Consider the following 16,418-nt stretch of genomic DNA (forward strand, 5'->3'; position numbering starts at 1 on the left):
GTGGACGAGCTGGACGCGCCGCTGTCCAGCTGCGGCATCGCGGCCCCCGAGGCCGCGCGCATCGCCGAGGAGATCGGCGTCGAGACCGTCCGCGACCTGCTCTGGCACCTGCCCCGCCGGTACGCCACGCGGGCCGAGCCGAGCGCCGTCAGCGAGCTCGAGGTCGGTCAGGACGTCACGATCGTGGCCCGGGTGCAGTCCAGCTCGCAGCCCCGGCAGTCCCGGCAGAACCTCGCCACCTGGCGCGTCGTCGTGGGTGACGGGCGCGAGGGGGTCTCGCTGACCTTCTTCGCCCGCCGTGTCGGGCAGTTCATCCCGCGCCAGCAGGTGCTGCGCCCCGGAACCCTGGTGCTCGTCTCCGGGCGGGCGACGGTCTTCAACGGTTCCTGGCAGCTGGCCCACCCCGACTACAAGGTCCTGGAGACCGAGGACGAGGACGCCGAAGGGGCTGCCGCGCAACCGATCCCGTTGTACCCGGCCACCGGCAAGCTGCCGCAGTGGAAGATCGAGAAGGTCGTCGCGACGGTCCTGTCGACCCTCGGCGACCTGCCCGAGACGCTGCCCGCCGAGACCGTGGCCACGGCCGGTCTGCTCGCCCCGCGGGCGATGTGGGAGGCGCTGCACCAGCCGCGCAGCCCCGAGCACCTCGAGGCCGGGCTGCAGCGGTTGCGGTTCGAGGAGGCCTTCGTCCTGCAGGTCGCGCTGGCCCAGCGACGGGTCGCCGCGGCCCAGGTGCCCGCCGAGCCGCGGCCCCGCGTCAACGCCGGGATCGCCGTCGCCTTCGACGAGCGCCTGCCCTTCACCCTGACCGGGGCCCAGCGGGCCGTCGGGGACGAGATCGCGGCCGACCTGGAGCGCGGGTACCCCATGCAGCGCCTGCTGCAGGGTGACGTCGGCTCCGGCAAGACCCTGGTCGCCCTGCGGGCCATGCTCCAGGTCGTCGACGCCGGGGGGCAGGCCGCGCTGCTGGCCCCGACCGAGGTCCTGGCCGCCCAGCACCTGCGCTCGGTGACCTCGATGCTCGGCGAGCTGGGGGCGGGCGGGATGCTCGGCGGCGACACCCGGGGGACCCGGGTGGTCCTGCTCACCGGGTCGCAGTCGACCGCCGCCCGGCGCGAGGCCCTGCTCGCCGCGGCCGGGGGCGAGGCCGGGATCGTCATCGGCACCCACGCGCTGCTGGAGGAGCACGTGCAGTTCGCCGACCTCGGTCTGGTCGTCGTCGACGAGCAGCACCGGTTCGGGGTCGAGCAGCGCGACCGGCTGCGGGCCAAGGGGAGTCGCGTCCCCCACCTGCTGGTGATGACCGCCACCCCCATCCCGCGGACCGTGGCGATGACCGTGTTCGGCGACCTGGAGACCTCGGTGCTGGACGAGCTCCCGCCCGGTCGGGCCGACGTCGCCACCCACGTCGTCCCGGTCGCCGAGAAGCCGGCCTGGTTGGACCGGACCTGGCGGCTCGTGGCCGAGCAGGCGGCGCTCGGTCACCAGTCCTTCGTCGTGTGCCCCCGGATCGACGCCGACGACCCCACCGGCGAGGGGGCGACCCTGCTCGACGAGGTCGACGGGTCCGACGTCGACCCCGGCACCGGAGAGGCCCCGGAAATGCCCGACGACGCCGCGGCCGCGCGTCGCCGCCCCCCGCTGGCCGTCGCCGACCTGACCCGGATGCTCGGCGAGCACCCCGCGACCGCCGGGTTGCGGACCGGGGTGCTTCACGGTCGGTTGCCGGCCGCCGAGAAGGACGACGTGATGGGTCGGTTCGCCGCGGGCGAGCTGGACGTGCTGGTCGCGACCACCGTCGTGGAGGTGGGCGTCGACGTGCCCCGGGCCACGGTCATGGTCATCGCCGACGCCGACCGGTTCGGGCTGTCGCAGCTGCACCAGCTGCGGGGCCGGATCGGGCGGGGCACCCTGCCCGGCAGCTGCCTGCTGCTGACCGAGGCGGGGGCGGGTTCCCCGGCCGGGCGCCGGCTCTCGGCCATGGAGAAGACGCGCGACGGCTTCGAGCTGGCCCGGCTGGACCTCCTGCAGCGCCGCGAGGGCGACGTCCTGGGGGCCGCCCAGTCGGGGCGGCGCAGCTCGCTGAAGGCGCTGCGCGTGCTCGAGGACGGCGACGTCATCGCGACCGCCCGCCGGGCCGCCGGCGAGCTGGTCGCCGCCGACCCCGACCTGACCGACCACCCCGTCCTCGCCGCCGCGGTCGCCGCCCGCGTGCAGGGCGGCACCGAGGCCTTCCTGGAGCGCGCGTGAGCCCTCGTCCCGAGACCCCCGCCCCCGCCGAGGGGCTCGGCATCCACCGGCTCGTCGTCGGCTACGCGGGGTCCCCGGTCTGCGCACCGGTCTCGGTCGACGTCGCCCCGGGGGAGGCGGTCTGCCTGGTCGGCGCGAACGGGGCCGGCAAGTCCACCGTCCTCAAGGCGGTCGCCGGGCTGCTGACCCCGCTCGACGGGACCGTCCGCTGGCGCGGGCAGGCCCTGGACGAGCGGACCTCGGCCTACCGCCGCGACGTGGCCACGGTCCTCGACGAGGACGCCTGGTTCCCGGAGCTCTCCGTGGCCGAGCACCTGGAGCTGGTCGCGCGCGGGCACGGGGTGCGCGACGTGGTCGACGTGGTCGACGCCGAGCTGGAGCGCCAGGCCCTCACCGAGCAGGCCGACCAGCTGCCCACCGCGCTCTCCTCGGGGCAGCGTCGGCGCCTGCTGCTGGCGGCGGCCCTCGTCCGGCCCCGCGCCCTGCTGCTGCTCGACGAACCCGAGCAACGTCTGGACCCGACCGGGCGCGAGGCCTTGGCCGAGCGGCTCGCGGCCGAGCGCGACGCGGGGACGGCCCTGCTGCTGGCGACGCACGACACCGTCCTGCTGCGCCGTGTCGCCGACCGGGCCGTCGTGGTCGTCGACGCCGGCGGGGCCGAGGACTGCCCCGTCGTCGACCCGGGCGAGGCGGCCCGGATCGTCACCGCGCCGGTGGCGCAGGGGTGACCCCGCCCCCTGTCCCGCCGCCGGCCCGGCCTCCCGTCCCGGTCACGGGGCTCGTCGGGCCGGTAGCCGACCGACCCCTGCCCAGCGGGCGCGAGCTCGTCGACGAGGCCGCGCCCAGCCGTCGGCTGCGCGGGCTGCGGGCCGCGGTCACCGACGCGTACACCGTCGCCCTGGAGATCGGCATCGGCGCGCTGCTGCTGCTCGGGGTCTCCGGTCGGTTGCGCCAGGCGCTGCAGGCCGGGGCCGCGGGCGGGGCCGGGGGAGGGACGCGGCTGAGCGAGGCGCTGATGGCCGCGGGTCTGGCGCTCGGTCTGCTGCTGCTCGGGCTCGGGATGCTGGCCCGACTCGGACCGGTGGGGCTGGACCTGCCCCGCACCCACTGGTGGCTGTCGCTGCCGGTGGAGCGCGGAGACCTCCTCCGACCCGTGCTGCGGCGCCGGACGGTGGCCGGGGCCGGGGCCGGAGCCGTCGTGGGCCTGCTCGCGGCCTGGATCACCCCGACCGCGACGACGCCGCTGCCCCTCGTCCTGGGTCTCGGGGCGCTGCTGGGGGCGGTGTGCGGGGCGGCCGGGGTGCTGCTGCTGGCCGCCGTCGTGATCCGGGCGGGGGCGGCCGCCTCGGCCCGCGTCGGGACGGTGCTGGACGCGGTCGCGCTCGCGGTCGTCCTCGCCCTGACCGTCGCGGCGGTCCTCGGGGTGGAGGCGGTGCCCCCCGGGGTCGGCCTCGGGGCGCTCGGGCTCCTCGCCCTGCTCGGTCTGCTGGTCCTGCTCGCCGTCGGGCCACGGGTCCCGGCGGCGGTCGCCCGGACGAGCACCCCCGCGCTGCGCACGGCGGCCGCCCGCCTGGGCCGGGCCTCGGGCTCGGTCCTGCAGGTCGACGTCCGCGAGTTCGGCCGGGCGGTCGCCGCCGAGCCCTCCGGTCCGCGGCGGCGGCGCGGTCGGGTGGGCGGTCGCTACCGCTGGGTGCGCACCCCGGAGTCGGCCGTGCTGGCCGCCGACCTCACCCTTCTCGCTCGCCAGCCGCGCCGGCTGCTCACCGCCCTCGCGCTCGGGCTGCTGCCCTTCGTGCTGGTGGCCGGGACCGGGGCGCCCCGGGGGGCCGCGGCGGTGCTGCTCTGGCTGGCCGGCTACGCCGCGGCGACGAGCCTGTCCGAGCCGGCCCGCGGGCAGGCCCTGGCCCCGGCGGCGTCACGGGCCCTGGGCGTCTCGACGGCGACGCTGCCGCTCGTCCGGCTGGTCCCCGTCGCCCTGGTGATGATGGTCTGGGGGGCGCTCACGCTGCCCCTGGTGGCCGCGGGCTTCGACGTGGGGGGCCGGTTCGTGGACTGGGCCTGCCTCGGCGCGCTGGCCGGGACCGGGTGGGCCGCCGCCGCCCTGCGCGGAGCCGTGCGCCCCGACCCGGACCTGTCCCGACCCGCGGTCAGCACCGCCATGGGCGCGGTGCCCCCCGGCGCCGTCGCCGCGGTGACGACGGGGCCGGACGTGGGCCTGCTCGTGACGCTGCCGGTGCTGCTCGCGCTGCTGGCCCGCGCGGTCCCCGAGCAGCTGCTGCTCGGCCAGCTCGTCGTCACCGCCGTGGCCGTGGCGATCGCCTGGGGGTACGCGGCCCACCGGGCGGGGGCCGAGCGGTGACCCGGATCGTCGCCGGCGCGGCCGGGGGACGCCGGTTGCAGGTGCCCGCGGGCTCGGCCACCCGCCCCACCAGCGACCGGGTGCGCGAGGCGCTGTTCTCGGCGCTGGACTCCGCGGGACTGTGCTCGGGCACGCGCGTCCTGGACCTCTACGCGGGGTCGGGGGCACTCGGTCTGGAGGCGGCGAGCCGGGGGGCGGCACGGGTCGTCCTGGTGGAGGCCGCCCGGGCGGCGGTGACCGCCGCGCGCGGCAACGTCCGCGAGCTCGGGCTGCCCGGGGTGTCCGTCGTGGCCGAGAAGGTCGAACGGTTCCTGGCCTCGCCCGCCGCCGTGGTCGGGGGCGGCTGGGACCTCGTGCTGCTCGACCCGCCCTACCCCCTCGGCGAGGACGAGCTGGCCGCGGTGCTGGCCCGGCTCGTCGGCCTGCTGGCGCCGGACGCGCTCGTCGTCGTCGAGCGGTCGGCACGCAGCCCCGAACCGACCTGGCCGTCCGGGCTGGTGCGCGAGCGCCGACGCGGGTACGGCGAGACCGCCGTCTGGACGGCCGGGCCGGCCGAGGAGCCCACGGCCCCCTGACCGCCCCGGCCGCGGCTCAGGCGACGCCGAGCAGCGAGCTGATCGGGTCGATGCAGAAGTAGACGACGAACAACCCGGCGACCACCCACATGAGCGGGTGCACGTCGGAGATCTTGCGGCGCACGATCTTCAGCAGCACGAAGGCGAGGAAGCCGGCGCCGATCCCGGCGCTGATCGAGTACGTGAACGGCATCAGGACGATGGTCAGGAACGCCGGCAGGGCCAGTTCCAGGTCGTCCCAGCTGATCTCCTTGACCTGGGTCATCATCAGGAACCCGACGACGACGAGCGCGGGGGTCGCGGCCTCGTAGGGGACCATCCCGACGACCGGGGCGAGGAACGTCGTGAGCAGGAACGCGACCCCGGTGACGACGCTGGCGAGGCCGGTGCGGGCGCCCTCGCCGACCCCGGTCGCGGACTCGATGTAGCTGGTGTTGCTGGAGACCCCGGCCGCCCCGCCGGCCGCGGCGGCCACGGAGTCGACGACGAGGATGCGCCGCATCCGGGGCGGGTTGCCCTCGGCGTCGAGCAGGTCGCCCTCCTTGCCGATGGCGACCATCGTCCCCATGGTGTCGAAGAAGTCGGCGAGCAGGAGCGTGAAGACCAGCAGCAGGACGCTGACGACGCCGATCCGGTCGAACGAGCCGAGCAGGTTGAACTGCCCGAGCAGCCCGAAGTCGGGCACGTCGACCCAGGAGTCCGGGATGGCGGGGACGTTGAGGCCCCAGGCCAGCGGGTCGCGGACCTGGCCGTCGGCGCCGACGCGAGGGCCGAGCTTCGCGACCGCCTCGACGACGAGGGCCAGCGCGGTGGCGGCGACGATGCCGCCGAGGATCGCCCCACGGACCCCGCGGGCGAAGAGCACGATGATCAGGACGAGCCCGACCACGAAGACCAGGGTGGGCCACCCGGCCAGGAAGCCGCCGACACCCAGCTGCAGGGGGGTGCCCGCGCCGGGGCGGACGATGCCGGCGTCGACGAGGCCGACGATGGTGATGAACAGCCCGATCCCCACGCTGATCGCGGTCTTGAGCTGGGCGGGGACCGCCCGGAAGACCGCCTCGCGGAACCCGCTGAGGACCAGCACGAGGATGAGCAGCCCCTCGAGGACCACCAGGCCCATCGCGTCGGCCCAGGTCATCCCGGGCAGCGCGGCGACCCCGAAGGCGAGGAAGGCGTTCAGGCCGAGCCCGGTCGCCAGCGCCAGCGGGTAGTTGGCGACCACGCCCATGAGGATGGTCATGACCCCGGCGACCAGTGCGGTGCCGGCGGCGACCGCGGCGAGGTCCGGGGCCGACCCGCCCCCGAGGTAGGCGCCCGTCCCGTCGGGCTGGGTGCCGATGATCAGCGGGTTGAGGACCACGATGTAGGCCATCGTGAAGAACGTCGCCAGGCCCCCGCGGACCTCCCGACCGACGGTCGAGCCGCGTTCGGTGATCCGGAAGTACCGGTCCAGGGCGGAGCGGGCGGGTGGCGTGCTGGTGACAGCCATCGAGGACCTCCGGGGCGCAGCGGAGAGGGGTGGGGGAGCGGCCGCGACGGCGGGGCCAGGGCGGCATCGTGCCACGGATCGCCGCCGTTCCTGCGCATTCCGACCACACCCCCGACCCACCCCGACCCCACCGTGATCAAGGAAGTTCTTCACTCCTGTCGCACCCCGACGCGGGGCGGACGGGGTGGGTGAGCACTCATTCCTTGATCACGGTGGGGAAGGGGCGGGGTGGGGATGGGAAGGGAAGGGAAGGGGAGGGGAGGGGGGGCTGGGGGAAGGGGCGGGGCCCGGTCGTGGGGGTGCACCTAGGCTCGGGGGGTGCCAGTCGAGAGGGGCCCGCGCCGGGCCGTCTGCCCGGGCAGTTTCGACCCGTTGACCCTGGGGCACCTCGACGTGCTGCTGCGCGCGGCCGACCTGGTGGACGAGGTGCACGTGGCCGTGGCGGCGAACCCGGCCAAGTCGTCGTTGTTCACCGCCGAGGAACGCGTCGCCCTGGTGCGGGAGGTGCTGGCGGGCACCGAGGACCCGCGGGCGGGGCGGGTGCGGGTGGCCCCGATGACGGCCGGACTGCTCGTCGAGCACTGCCGCGAGGTCGGGGCGGGGATGATCGTCAAGGGGTTGCGCAGCAGCACCGACTACGCCTACGAGGTCCCGATGGCCCTGATGAACCGTGACCTCAGCGGGGTGGAGACCGTCTTCGTGGTCGGCGACCCGCGCTACGGCCACGTCTCCTCCAGCCTGGTGAAGGAGGTGGCCCGGCACGGGGGTGGGATCGCCCACGCCGTCCCGTCCCTCGTCGAACGCGCGCTGCGGGAGCGTCTGGGCCGCTGAGGCGGGCCCGGGACCGACCGGTCGCGCACGGCGGCGCCGCGACGGTGGAGGATGTGCGGCGGAGAACACCCGGCGGGACCGTCGTGACGGTCCGAGACCTCGAAGGAAGTTGGTTGTCGTGGAGGTGCACGAGAAGCTCGGCGAGCTGGCCGCGCTCGTCTCGGGGGCGCGCAGCGTCCCCCTCTCGTCGTCGGTGATGGTGGACCGCGAGCAGGTGCTGCGGCTGGTGGCCGAGGTGCGTCGGCTGCTGCCCGCCGAGGTGCAGCAGGCCGGGGACGTCCTCGCCCAGCGCGACGAGGTGCTGGCGGCCGCGCGCGAGCAGGCCGAGCACGAGCTCGTCCGGGCCCGGGAGCAGGCCGAGCAGCTGGTCGACTCCCAGACCGTGACCCGCGCCGCGCGCGAGCGGGCCGACTCGATCATCACGACCGCCCGGGAGGAGGCCGCCCGGCTGCGGACCGACGCCGACGCGTGGTGCGACGGCAAGCTCGGCGACTTCGAGGAGGAGCTGGAACGCCTGCAGCAGCAGGCCCGCCGGGGCCGGGAGCGACTCAAGACGCCCAAGCCCGCGGCCGAGGCCCGGGCCGGGGAGGCCGCGGCGCCGACGACGACCGTGCCCCAGGGCGCGGTGGGCGAGGGGTCCGCGCCGGCCGCGCGTCCCTGAGGTCGGGTCGTCCCCGTCCGGCGGGTCCGCCGAGTCCCGGAGGCTCGCCCGCGGGGGCCTCGGGTCGCCGATTCGGTCCACGGCGCGCGCTCCGTTACGCTGGAGCGCGACCTCGACGCAGCTCTGCCCTCGGGCGGGGACCAGCGGCGGGGTCGTGGCACGACTGGTGATCGAAGGGTGGCGGCAGTGGGCAGGCAGAAGGTGCTGGAGGGTCAGCTCGACCCGAAAGCGCCCCTCGTGCTCTCCACGCACGAGCTGGGGCGGCGCCCCGGGTCGATGCGGACGTTGCAGCGCACGGTGCCGGCCCCGGCCGACCTGGGCATCGCGGTCATCGGGGTCCCCGAGGGGTCCGACCTGGTCCTGGACCTGAGGCTGGAAGCGGTCATGGAGGGTGTGCTGGTCTCCGGCACCGTCCAGGCCCGGGCCGTCGGTGAGTGCGTCCGGTGCCTGACCGAGGTCGAGCAGGACGTCGAGGTGGACGTGCAGGAGCTGTTCGCCTACCCCGGCAAGACCCCCGTCGAGCTGGGCCCCGACGACGACGAGATCCGTGAGGTCGCCCCCGGCGAGCTGGTGGACCTCGAACCCGCGGTCCGGGACGCGATCGTGCTGGAGCTGCCGTTCCAGCCCGAGTGCGACGGACCGTGCCAGCAGGACTACGAGATCGGGGTCGCCCCGGACCCGACCGTGGCCCACGCCGAACCTGAGACGGCCGACCCCCGGTGGGCCGCTCTCCAGGGTCTGCTCACCGAGCAGCCCGAGCAGAACCCGTCCGGAACAAGAGAGAAGAGCTGATCGTGGCCGTCCCGAAGCGGAAGATGTCCCGCAGCAACACGCGTTCGCGCCGTTCGCAGTGGAAGGCCGCCGAGCAGCCGCTCGTCACCTCCACCGTCCGGGGCCAGGTCGCCTACGCCCGCCCGCACCAGGCGCGCGTGGTCACCGACTCCGCGGGCACCCCGCTGTACCTGGAGTACAAGGGCCGCAAGGTCAAGGACCTCTGATCCCCCCGGCCGACGGCGTGCCGGCGGTCGAGGACTCGGGTCGAGAAGGTCCCCGGGCGGGCGAGGCCACGCGCCTCGCCCGCCTGGAGTCCGGGCTGGGCCTGACGATCGAGCCGGCGTTGCTGGAACGGGCGCTGACGCACCGCTCCTACGCCTACGAGAACGGCGGGCTGCCCACCAACGAGCGGCTGGAGTTCCTGGGGGACTCCGTCCTCGGCCTGGTCGTCACCGACGACCTCTACCACCGTCACCCCGACGTCTCCGAGGGGCGGCTGGCCAAGCTGCGGGCTGGGGTCGTCAACATGCGCGCCTTGGCCGACATCGCCCGTGGGCTCGGCCTGGGGGAGCACATCCGCCTGGGCAAGGGTGAGCTGGCGACCGGGGGACGGGACAAGTCCTCGATCCTGGCCGACACCCTCGAGGCCGTGATCGGCGCCGCCTACCTGTCCGCCGGGATCGACGCCGCCCGTGCGTTCGTGCTGCGGCTGGTCTCGCCGCTGCTGGAGGTGTCCGACCGCTTCGGTGCCGGCACCGACTTCAAGACCGCGCTGCAGGAGCTGACGGCCGCGGCCGGGCTCGGGGTGCCGTCCTACGTCATCACCGACACCGGGCCCGACCACGCCAAGGAGTTCGCCGCCGACGCCATGGTGGGCGGCAGCGTCCTGGGCCACGGCGAGGGCCGCAGCAAGAAGGAGGCCGAGCAGAAGGCCGCGGCGACCGCCGTCGAGCAGCTGCAGGCCGCGACCGAGGCCGCCGCCGTCCGGAAGGCCTGAGCGGCCGTGCCCGAGCTGCCCGAGGTCGAGGTCGTCCGCCGCGGGGTGGCCGACCACGTGGTCGGACGGCGCATCCGGCAGGTGGAGTTCCTGCACCCCCGGGTCACCCGCCGTCACGTCCCCGGGCCCGACGACGCGGCCCGCCGCTGCCGCGACCGGGTCGTGGGCGACGCCGTCCGTCGGGGCAAGTACCTGTGGCTGCCGCTGGTCGACGCCGAGGGCCACGCCCCCGACGCCCTCGTCGTGCACCTGGGGATGTCCGGGCAGCTGCTGGTCGAGGGCGCCGAGGCCCCCGACGAGAAGCACCTGCGGGCCCGCTGGACCTTCGACGACGACGGGGCGGAGCTGCGCTTCGTCGACCAGCGCACCTTCGGGGGGCTCTCGCTGGAACCGCTCCTCGACGTCGCCGACGGCGGGCCGGGCGGGCGCGGGACCACCGACGAGGCCCCCTGGTCGCGCACGATCCCGGCCGCCGTCGCCCACATCGCCCGCGACCCGCTGGACCCGGCCTTCGACGACGCCGACTTCGCCCGCCGGGTCCGGGCCCGCAGCACCGGGGTCAAGCGGGCCCTGCTCGACCAGGGGCTGGTCTCCGGCGTGGGCAACATCTACGCCGACGAGGCGCTCTGGCGGGCCCGGCTGCACTACGAGCGGCCCACGGGGTCCTTGCGGCGGGCGCAGGTCGACACGCTGCTGGCCGCCCTGCGCGAGGTCATGACCGCGGCCCTGGACGCGGGCGGGACGAGCTTCGACGCCCTCTACGTCAACGTCAACGGGGCCAGCGGGTACTTCGACCGCTCGCTGCACGCCTACGGTCAGGCGGGGCGACCGTGCGCCCGGTGCTCGACGCCCATCCGGCGCGAGTCGTTCATGAACCGGTCCTCGTTCTTCTGCCCCCGCTGCCAGACCCGCCCGCGGGTGGGCGCGAGCACCCCGGCCCGCTGATGCCGACCCGCCGCTCCGCCGGGATCCTGCTGCACCGCAACGGTCCGGAAGGCGTGGAGATCCTGATCGGGCACCTGGGTGGGCCGTTGTGGGCGCGCAAGGACGAGCGCGCCTGGACCCTGCCCAAGGGGGAGCCCGAACCGGGTGAGGAGCTGCTGGACACCGCCCGGCGCGAGTTCGCCGAGGAACTGGGGTTGCCGGTCCCGCCGGGTGAGCTCGTCGCGCTGGGCGAGAACCGGCAGTCCGGCGGCAAGGTCGTGACGATCTGGGCGCTCGCGGGCGACCTGGACCCGGAGACGGTGCTGCCCGGCACGTTCTCGATGGTCTGGCCGCCCCGCTCGGGGCGCGTGCAGGAGTTCCCCGAGCTGGACCGGGTCGTCTGGTCCACCCCCGAGCTCGCCCGGACCCGGCTCGTCGCCGGACAGGTCGTCTTCGTCGAGCGGCTGCTCGACCGGATCGGCACCGGGGGACCCTCGGCCCGGTGAACGAGCGCAGGGTCCCCCTGTGCCGTTCCCGCGGGCTGTTCCCCGACAGCGCTGACCGCTCAGGGTCGTCCCTGAGCCGACCCCGACCAGACCCCGACCAGACCCCGACCAGACCCCGATCCGACTCCGGTCCGACCCTGAACCGTCCCTGAAGACCCGGTCCGGATCGGTGACGCGGCCCCGGGGCCGACCTACGGTCGGGGCATGCCCCTCGATCTCGACCTCACCCCCGTCCTCCCGAGCGGTCTCCCGGGCCCCGGGACGCTCGACCGCCTCGGATCGTGGGCGAGCGGCCTCCTCGACCTCCGGCTCCCGTGGGGGGAGCGGCCGGGGCTCTCGCTGCTGCTGCTCGTGGTCGTCGTCCTGGTCGTCGGGCTCGCCGTGCGGGCCGGGTGGCGGGCCGGGGCGTCGCGGGTCCTGCTGACGCTGGCCGGGGTGGTCGCCGGGTTCGTCGCCGGGTTGCAGCTGGCCGCCTGGGCCGTCGTCCCGGCCGAGCGCGGTTACCTGCTCCTGCTGGTCGTGGCCGCGGCCACCGTCGTCGGGGCCGTCCTGGGCTCGGTGCTCGGGGCCCTGCTCGGCGGGCTCCTGCAGCGCCTGCACCTGCGGGTCCTCGACCGGGCCGCGGGCGCGGTGCTGCGTGGCGGGGTGGCCGCCGTCGTCGTGCTGGTGGCGGTCTCCTGGGTGGTCCCCGGGGCGCAGTGGGCGCCGGTGGACGGGTTCGGCGGGCCCGACCTCGGCCTCGGGAACCTCCAGGATCTGCGCGCCGCGCTCCCGCTGCCCCGGGGCTGAGTGCCCCCGACTCAGGGTGCCCGACCTCAGGGTCCCGACCGCAGGGGGCCCGACCGCAGGGGGCCCGCCCGTAGGGTGCCCGGCGTGGAGGAGCGCGCGAGCCAGGAGACGCAACGGGTCACCGCGTGGGTCAGCGGTGACGTGCAGGGGGTCGGGTTCCGCTGGTGGACCAAGGCCCAGGCCCTGGAGCTCGGGCTGGCCGGCAGCGCCACCAACCGCGACGACGGCCGGGTCGAGGTGGTGGCCGAGGGCCCCCGCCCCGCGCTGCTGGAACTGCTGCGACGGCTCGCGGAGCAGGAGAGCCGGTTCCGTCGTCCGGGGCGCGTCGTCGCCGTCGTCGAACGGTTCGCCGAGCCCCGCGGGGTGAGCGGGTTCGTCGAGCGCTGAGGGCCCGCGGCCGGGGCCCCGGCCCGCGCGGCTGGCCCGGGACGGGTGCCGGGCTCGTTAGGGTCGGTACCCGTGCACCTCAAGACGTTGACCCTCAAGGGCTTCAAGTCGTTCGCCTCGGCGACGACGCTGCGGCTGGAGCCCGGGATCACCTGCGTCGTGGGCCCGAACGGGTCCGGCAAGTCCAACGTCGTGGACGCCCTGACCTGGGTGATGGGTGAGCACAGCGCGAAGAGCCTGCGCGGCGGCAAGATGGAGGACGTCATCTTCGCCGGGACGACCGGCCCCTCGGGGCGGGCCGCGCTCGGGCGCGCCGAGGTCAGCCTGACCATCGACAACACCGACGGCGCCCTGCCCATCGACTACGCCGAGGTGACGATCACCCGGACCATGTTCCGCACCGGCGGCAGCGAGTACGCCATCAACGGCTCGACCTGCCGGTTGCTGGACGTCCAGGAGCTGCTGAGCGACTCCGGCATCGGCCGCGAGATGCACGTCATCGTCGGCCAGGGCCAGATCGACGCCGTCCTGCACGCCTCGCCGGAGGAGCGCCGGGCCTTCGTCGAGGAGGCGGCCGGGGTGCTGAAGCACCGGCGGCGCAAGGAGAAGGCGCTGCGCAAGCTGGACGCCATGGAGGGCAACCTCACGCGCGTCAACGACCTCGTGTCCGAGATCCGTCGGCAGCTCAAGCCCCTCGGGCGCCAGGCCGAGGCGGCCCGCCGGGCCCAGGTCGTGCAGGCCGACCTGCGCGACGCCCGCTCGCGCCTGCTGGCCGACGACCTGGTCCAGGCCGTGGCCGCGCTGCAGGCCGACGAGGCCGACGAGGCCGCCCTGAAGACGCGCCAGGCGCAGGTCGAGGCCGATCTCGGCGAGGCCGCCGCCCGGCTGGCCGCCGCGGAGGCCTCGGCCGCCGCGGCCGCACCCGACCTCGCCCGCGCCGTCGAGACCCACCACCGGTTGCAGGCGCTGGCCGAGCGGCTGCGCGGTGTGCAGGCCCTGGCCCAGCAGCGGCTGCGGATGATCGCCGACAGCACCGACGAGCAGACCGGCCGCCGTGATCCCGAGGAGCTACGGCGCCAGGCCGAACGCGTGCGCGCGGAGGAGGCCGAGCTCGCCGCCGAGGTCACCCGGCACCGGGCCGTCCTCGACGGGGTGCTGGCCGAGCGGTCCGCCGCCGACGCGGCCGCGAGCGCCGAGGACCGTCGGGTCGCGCAGGCCCTGCGGGCCGCCGCCGACCGGCGCGAGGGACTGGCCCGTCTCGGCGGGCAGGTCTCGGCCCGCCGCAGCCGCGTCGAGGCGGGGGAGTCGGAGCTGGAGCGGCTCTCCCTCGCGCTCGCCGACGCCGAGGCGCGCCGCGAGGCCGCGCAGGTCGAGTTCGCGGCGACCGAGACGCAGGTCGCCGGGGTCGAGGAGGGCGAGGAGGACCTGGACTCCGAGCACGAGGCCGCCGAGACCGCGCTGGCCGAGGCCGAGGCCGCCGACGAGGCCGCCCGCACCGAGGAGCAGACCGCCGAACGCGACCGGGCGACGTGGAGCGCGCGCAAGGAGGCCCTGGAGATCGGGCTGGCCCGCAAGGACGGGGCCGGCGCGCTGCTGGCCGCGGGGGAACGGCTCAGCGGGGTGCTCGGCTCCGTCGCGGCGCTGCTGAGCGTGAGTGCCGGGTGGGAGCAGGCCGTCGCCGCGGCCCTCGGTTCCGCGGCCGACGCCGTCGTGGTCGAGGGTCCGGCCGAGGCGGTCGCCGCCATCGAGCACCTCAAGGACGACGACGCCGGGCGGGCCGGGCTGCTGCTGGCCGGGGCCGGGGCCGGGCGGGCCGGATCGTCCGACGCGGATCTGCCCGCCGGTGCCCGGGCGGCGCTGGAGCTGGTCGAGGCCCCCGACAGCGTCCGCGGGGCCCTGACCCGGCTGCTGGGCGACGTCGTCGTGGTCGAGGACCTGTCGGCGGCCCGGGCCGTCCTGCAGGCCCGGCCGGACCTGGTCGCCGTCACCCGGGCCGGGGACCTGCTGGCCGAGCACCGGGCGGCCGGGGGGTCCAGCTCGGCGCCGAGCCTGCTGCAGGTGCAGGCCGCGGTCGACGAGGCCACCGACGCGCTCTCGGCCGCCGAGCACCGTGCGCACCGGGCGGCCTTCGCCCGGCAGGCCGCCGCCGCCGCCCGCGCCGAGGCCGCCGCCCGGGTCGAGGCCGCGCTGGAGCGCCTGCACGAGTCCGACGCCCGGATGAGCGCCGTCGCCGAGCGGTTGGCCCAGCTGGGCTCGGCCGTCCGGGCCGCCGCCGCCGAGACCGAACGGCACCGCGGCGCCCGCAGCGGGGTCGCGGAACGGCTCGAGACCGACCGGGCCGAGCTGGCCGACCTCGCCGAGCGCTACGAGGCGGCCGTGGCCGAACCCCTGGACGCCGAGGCCGACGTCAGCACCGACGAGCGCGACCGGTTGGCCGAGGTCGCCCGCGGTCTGGGCCGGGCCGAGACCGAGGCCCGGCTGGCGTTGCGCACGACCGAGGAACGCTCCCGCGCGCTCGCGGGTCGCGCCGAGGGGTTCGAGCGGCAGGCCCGCGAGGAGCTCGCCGCCCGCGAACGGGTGGCGGCCGCCCGGGCCCGACGGGAGCGCCAGGCAGTGGTCGCGCGCGAGGTCCAGGCGGGGGCCGAGCGGGCGCTGGCGGTGTGGGAGTCCTCGGCCGCCTCGGCCGCGACCCTGCGCGCCGCCGCCGAGGCCGCCCGGGCCCGCTTCGCCGAGGAGGTGTCCGGGGCCCGCGGCGTCGTGGACTCGCTGACCCTGGAGCAGCAGCGGCTGGGCGACTCCCGGCACGCCGACGAGGTGGCCCGGGCCCAGCAGCGGTGGCGCATCGACCAGTTGCGCACGCGTTCCTTCGAGGAGCTCGGCACCGACCCCGACGTGCTGCTGGCCGAGTTCGGCCCCGACCAGCCCGTCCCGCCGTCCCCGCCCGCGCCGGGCGACCCCGAGCCCGCGCCGGGCGAGGAGCCGCAGCCGCGGCCCTACGTGCGCGCCGAGCAGGAGAAACGGCGCCGGTCGGCCGAGCGGGCGCTCGCCCAGCTGGGCACCGTGAACCCGCTCGCGCTGGAGGAGTTCGCGGCCATGGAGGAGCGGCACACGTTCCTCGTCACGCAGATGGAGGACCTGCGCTCCTCGCGCAAGGACCTCCTCGACATCGTCAAGGAGGTCGACGAGCGGGTCGAGCGCGTGTTCTCCGAGGCCTTCGCCGACGTGGCCCGCGAGTTCGTCGGCGTGTTCTCCCGCCTGTTCCCCGGGGGCGAGGGGCGGCTGGTGCTGACCGACCCCTCGGACATGCTGACCACCGGGATCGAGGTGGAGGCCCGACCGGCGGGCAAGAAGGTCAAGCGGCTCTCGCTGCTGTCCGGCGGGGAGCGCTCGTTGACCGCGGTCGCGATGCTCGTCGCGATCTTCCGGGCCCGCCCCAGCCCCTTCTACGTCCTCGACGAGGTCGAGGCGGCCCTCGACGACGCCAACCTGTCCCGGCTCATCACCCTCTTCGAGGAGTTGCGGGCCTCCAGCCAGCTCATCGTCATCACCCACCAGAAGCGGACCATGCAGGTCGCCGACGCGCTGTACGGCGTGACCATGCGGGGCGACGGGATCAGCACCGTGGTCAGCCAGCGGCTGCGTAGCGCGGACGGGCCGACCACGACCCCGCCCTCGGAGGTGGCCCTCGACGCCGGGGAGTCGGGTCCGGTGGAGGTCGCGCGGGCCTGACCGCTGGGTCGACCGCCCGGTGTGACCAACGGCACGGGTCGCGGGTCGCCCGATCGGAACGTCCCTCCCGTCCCTCGCGTTGCGTGGGGGGCGGAGCGCTCCACACTGGGAAATGACAACGTTTCGTACTCGTGGAGTCACGGA

15 protein-coding genes are annotated in these 16,418 nt (G+C 76.0%); 14 read left to right on the forward strand and 1 reads right to left on the reverse strand.

Features of this window, described 5'->3' with window-relative positions; genetic code table 11:
• The 4 genes from ACFFKU_RS09120 to rsmD are packed head-to-tail and all read left to right on the forward strand — an operon-like array spanning nucleotide 1 to nucleotide 5,184.
• Nucleotides 1–2,250 (forward strand): ATP-dependent DNA helicase RecG, encoded by a 2,250-nt coding sequence (locus tag ACFFKU_RS09120; protein ID WP_380137337.1) that lies wholly within the window; start codon nucleotides 1–3, stop codon nucleotides 2,248–2,250.
• The gene (locus ACFFKU_RS09125) at nucleotides 2,247–2,978 is read left to right on the forward strand and encodes an ABC transporter ATP-binding protein (RefSeq protein WP_380137338.1); all 732 of its coding nucleotides are present in this window, start codon (nucleotides 2,247–2,249) and stop codon (nucleotides 2,976–2,978) included. Before ACFFKU_RS09120 ends, ACFFKU_RS09125 begins: the two co-directional genes overlap by 4 nt.
• Nucleotides 2,975–4,609: a DUF6297 family protein gene (locus ACFFKU_RS09130; protein WP_380137340.1), complete on the forward strand. Its 1,635-nt coding sequence runs from the start codon at nucleotides 2,975–2,977 to the stop codon at nucleotides 4,607–4,609. The genes ACFFKU_RS09125 and ACFFKU_RS09130 overlap by 4 nt, the downstream gene beginning before the upstream one ends.
• The gene (gene rsmD / locus ACFFKU_RS09135) at nucleotides 4,606–5,184 is read left to right on the forward strand and encodes a 16S rRNA (guanine(966)-N(2))-methyltransferase RsmD (protein WP_380137342.1); all 579 of its coding nucleotides are present in this window, start codon (nucleotides 4,606–4,608) and stop codon (nucleotides 5,182–5,184) included. Before ACFFKU_RS09130 ends, rsmD begins: the two co-directional genes overlap by 4 nt.
• A 16-nt stretch (nucleotides 5,185–5,200) precedes the next feature.
• Here the strand turns inward: rsmD and ACFFKU_RS09140 are convergent, their stop codons facing one another.
• On the reverse strand, nucleotides 5,201–6,676 hold the full coding sequence (locus ACFFKU_RS09140; RefSeq protein WP_380137343.1) for an NCS2 family permease: 1,476 nt from the start codon (nucleotides 6,674–6,676) through the stop codon (nucleotides 5,201–5,203).
• Between the two features lie 318 nt (nucleotides 6,677–6,994).
• Between ACFFKU_RS09140 and coaD the strand changes: the two genes are divergently transcribed.
• The 10 genes from coaD (at nucleotide 6,995) to smc (ending at nucleotide 16,274) form a co-directional block, all read left to right on the forward strand.
• Nucleotides 6,995–7,507, forward strand: a complete 513-nt coding sequence (coaD, locus tag ACFFKU_RS09145; RefSeq protein ID WP_380137344.1) for a pantetheine-phosphate adenylyltransferase — start codon at nucleotides 6,995–6,997, stop codon at nucleotides 7,505–7,507.
• A gap of 118 nt (nucleotides 7,508–7,625) precedes the next feature.
• The gene (locus ACFFKU_RS09150) at nucleotides 7,626–8,168 is read left to right on the forward strand and encodes an ATP synthase subunit B family protein (protein ID WP_380137345.1); all 543 of its coding nucleotides are present in this window, start codon (nucleotides 7,626–7,628) and stop codon (nucleotides 8,166–8,168) included.
• A 186-nt stretch (nucleotides 8,169–8,354) separates the two neighbouring features.
• Nucleotides 8,355–8,960 (forward strand): YceD family protein, encoded by a 606-nt coding sequence (locus tag ACFFKU_RS09155; RefSeq protein WP_380137347.1) that lies wholly within the window; start codon nucleotides 8,355–8,357, stop codon nucleotides 8,958–8,960.
• A 2-nt stretch (nucleotides 8,961–8,962) separates the two neighbouring features.
• Entirely contained in the window at nucleotides 8,963–9,166 is a 204-nt protein-coding gene (gene rpmF, locus ACFFKU_RS09160; RefSeq protein WP_380137349.1) for a 50S ribosomal protein L32, read from the forward strand.
• 17 nt (nucleotides 9,167–9,183) lie between these two features.
• Nucleotides 9,184–9,939: a ribonuclease III gene (gene rnc, locus ACFFKU_RS09165; protein ID WP_380137350.1), complete on the forward strand. Its 756-nt coding sequence runs from the start codon at nucleotides 9,184–9,186 to the stop codon at nucleotides 9,937–9,939.
• 6 nt (nucleotides 9,940–9,945) lie between these two features.
• The gene (mutM, locus tag ACFFKU_RS09170) at nucleotides 9,946–10,884 is read left to right on the forward strand and encodes a bifunctional DNA-formamidopyrimidine glycosylase/DNA-(apurinic or apyrimidinic site) lyase (protein WP_380137351.1); all 939 of its coding nucleotides are present in this window, start codon (nucleotides 9,946–9,948) and stop codon (nucleotides 10,882–10,884) included.
• Entirely contained in the window at nucleotides 10,884–11,369 is a 486-nt protein-coding gene (locus tag ACFFKU_RS09175) for an NUDIX hydrolase (RefSeq protein ID WP_380137353.1), read from the forward strand. Before mutM ends, ACFFKU_RS09175 begins: the two co-directional genes overlap by 1 nt.
• A 204-nt stretch (nucleotides 11,370–11,573) precedes the next feature.
• Complete coding sequence (locus ACFFKU_RS09180) at nucleotides 11,574–12,158, forward strand: hypothetical protein (protein ID WP_380137354.1); 585 nt, start codon at nucleotides 11,574–11,576, stop codon at nucleotides 12,156–12,158.
• 84 nt (nucleotides 12,159–12,242) lie between these two features.
• Nucleotides 12,243–12,545, forward strand: coding sequence for an acylphosphatase (locus tag ACFFKU_RS09185; RefSeq protein WP_380137355.1), 303 nt, complete (start codon nucleotides 12,243–12,245; stop codon nucleotides 12,543–12,545).
• Nucleotides 12,546–12,617: 72 nt separating this feature from the next.
• Nucleotides 12,618–16,274 carry a chromosome segregation protein SMC gene (smc, locus tag ACFFKU_RS09190; RefSeq protein WP_380137357.1) on the forward strand — a complete coding sequence of 1,219 codons (3,657 nt, stop codon included), beginning with the start codon at nucleotides 12,618–12,620 and terminating at the stop codon, nucleotides 16,272–16,274.
• Nucleotides 16,275–16,418: the final 144 nt, after the last annotated feature.

Source organism: Kineococcus gynurae (genome assembly GCF_042433995.1).
GTDB classification, from domain to species: domain Bacteria; phylum Actinomycetota; class Actinomycetes; order Actinomycetales; family Kineococcaceae; genus Kineococcus; species Kineococcus gynurae.

Excerpts from the sequence above, each read along its gene's own strand:
- ACFFKU_RS09140 (WP_380137343.1), bottom strand. The coding sequence starts at position 6,676 with ATGGCTGTCACCAGCACGCCACCCGCCCGCTCCGCCCTGGACCGGTAC.
- ACFFKU_RS09175 (WP_380137353.1), top strand. The coding sequence starts at position 10,884 with ATGCCGACCCGCCGCTCCGCCGGGATCCTGCTGCACCGCAACGGTCCG.
- ACFFKU_RS09180 (WP_380137354.1), top strand. The coding sequence starts at position 11,574 with ATGCCCCTCGATCTCGACCTCACCCCCGTCCTCCCGAGCGGTCTCCCG.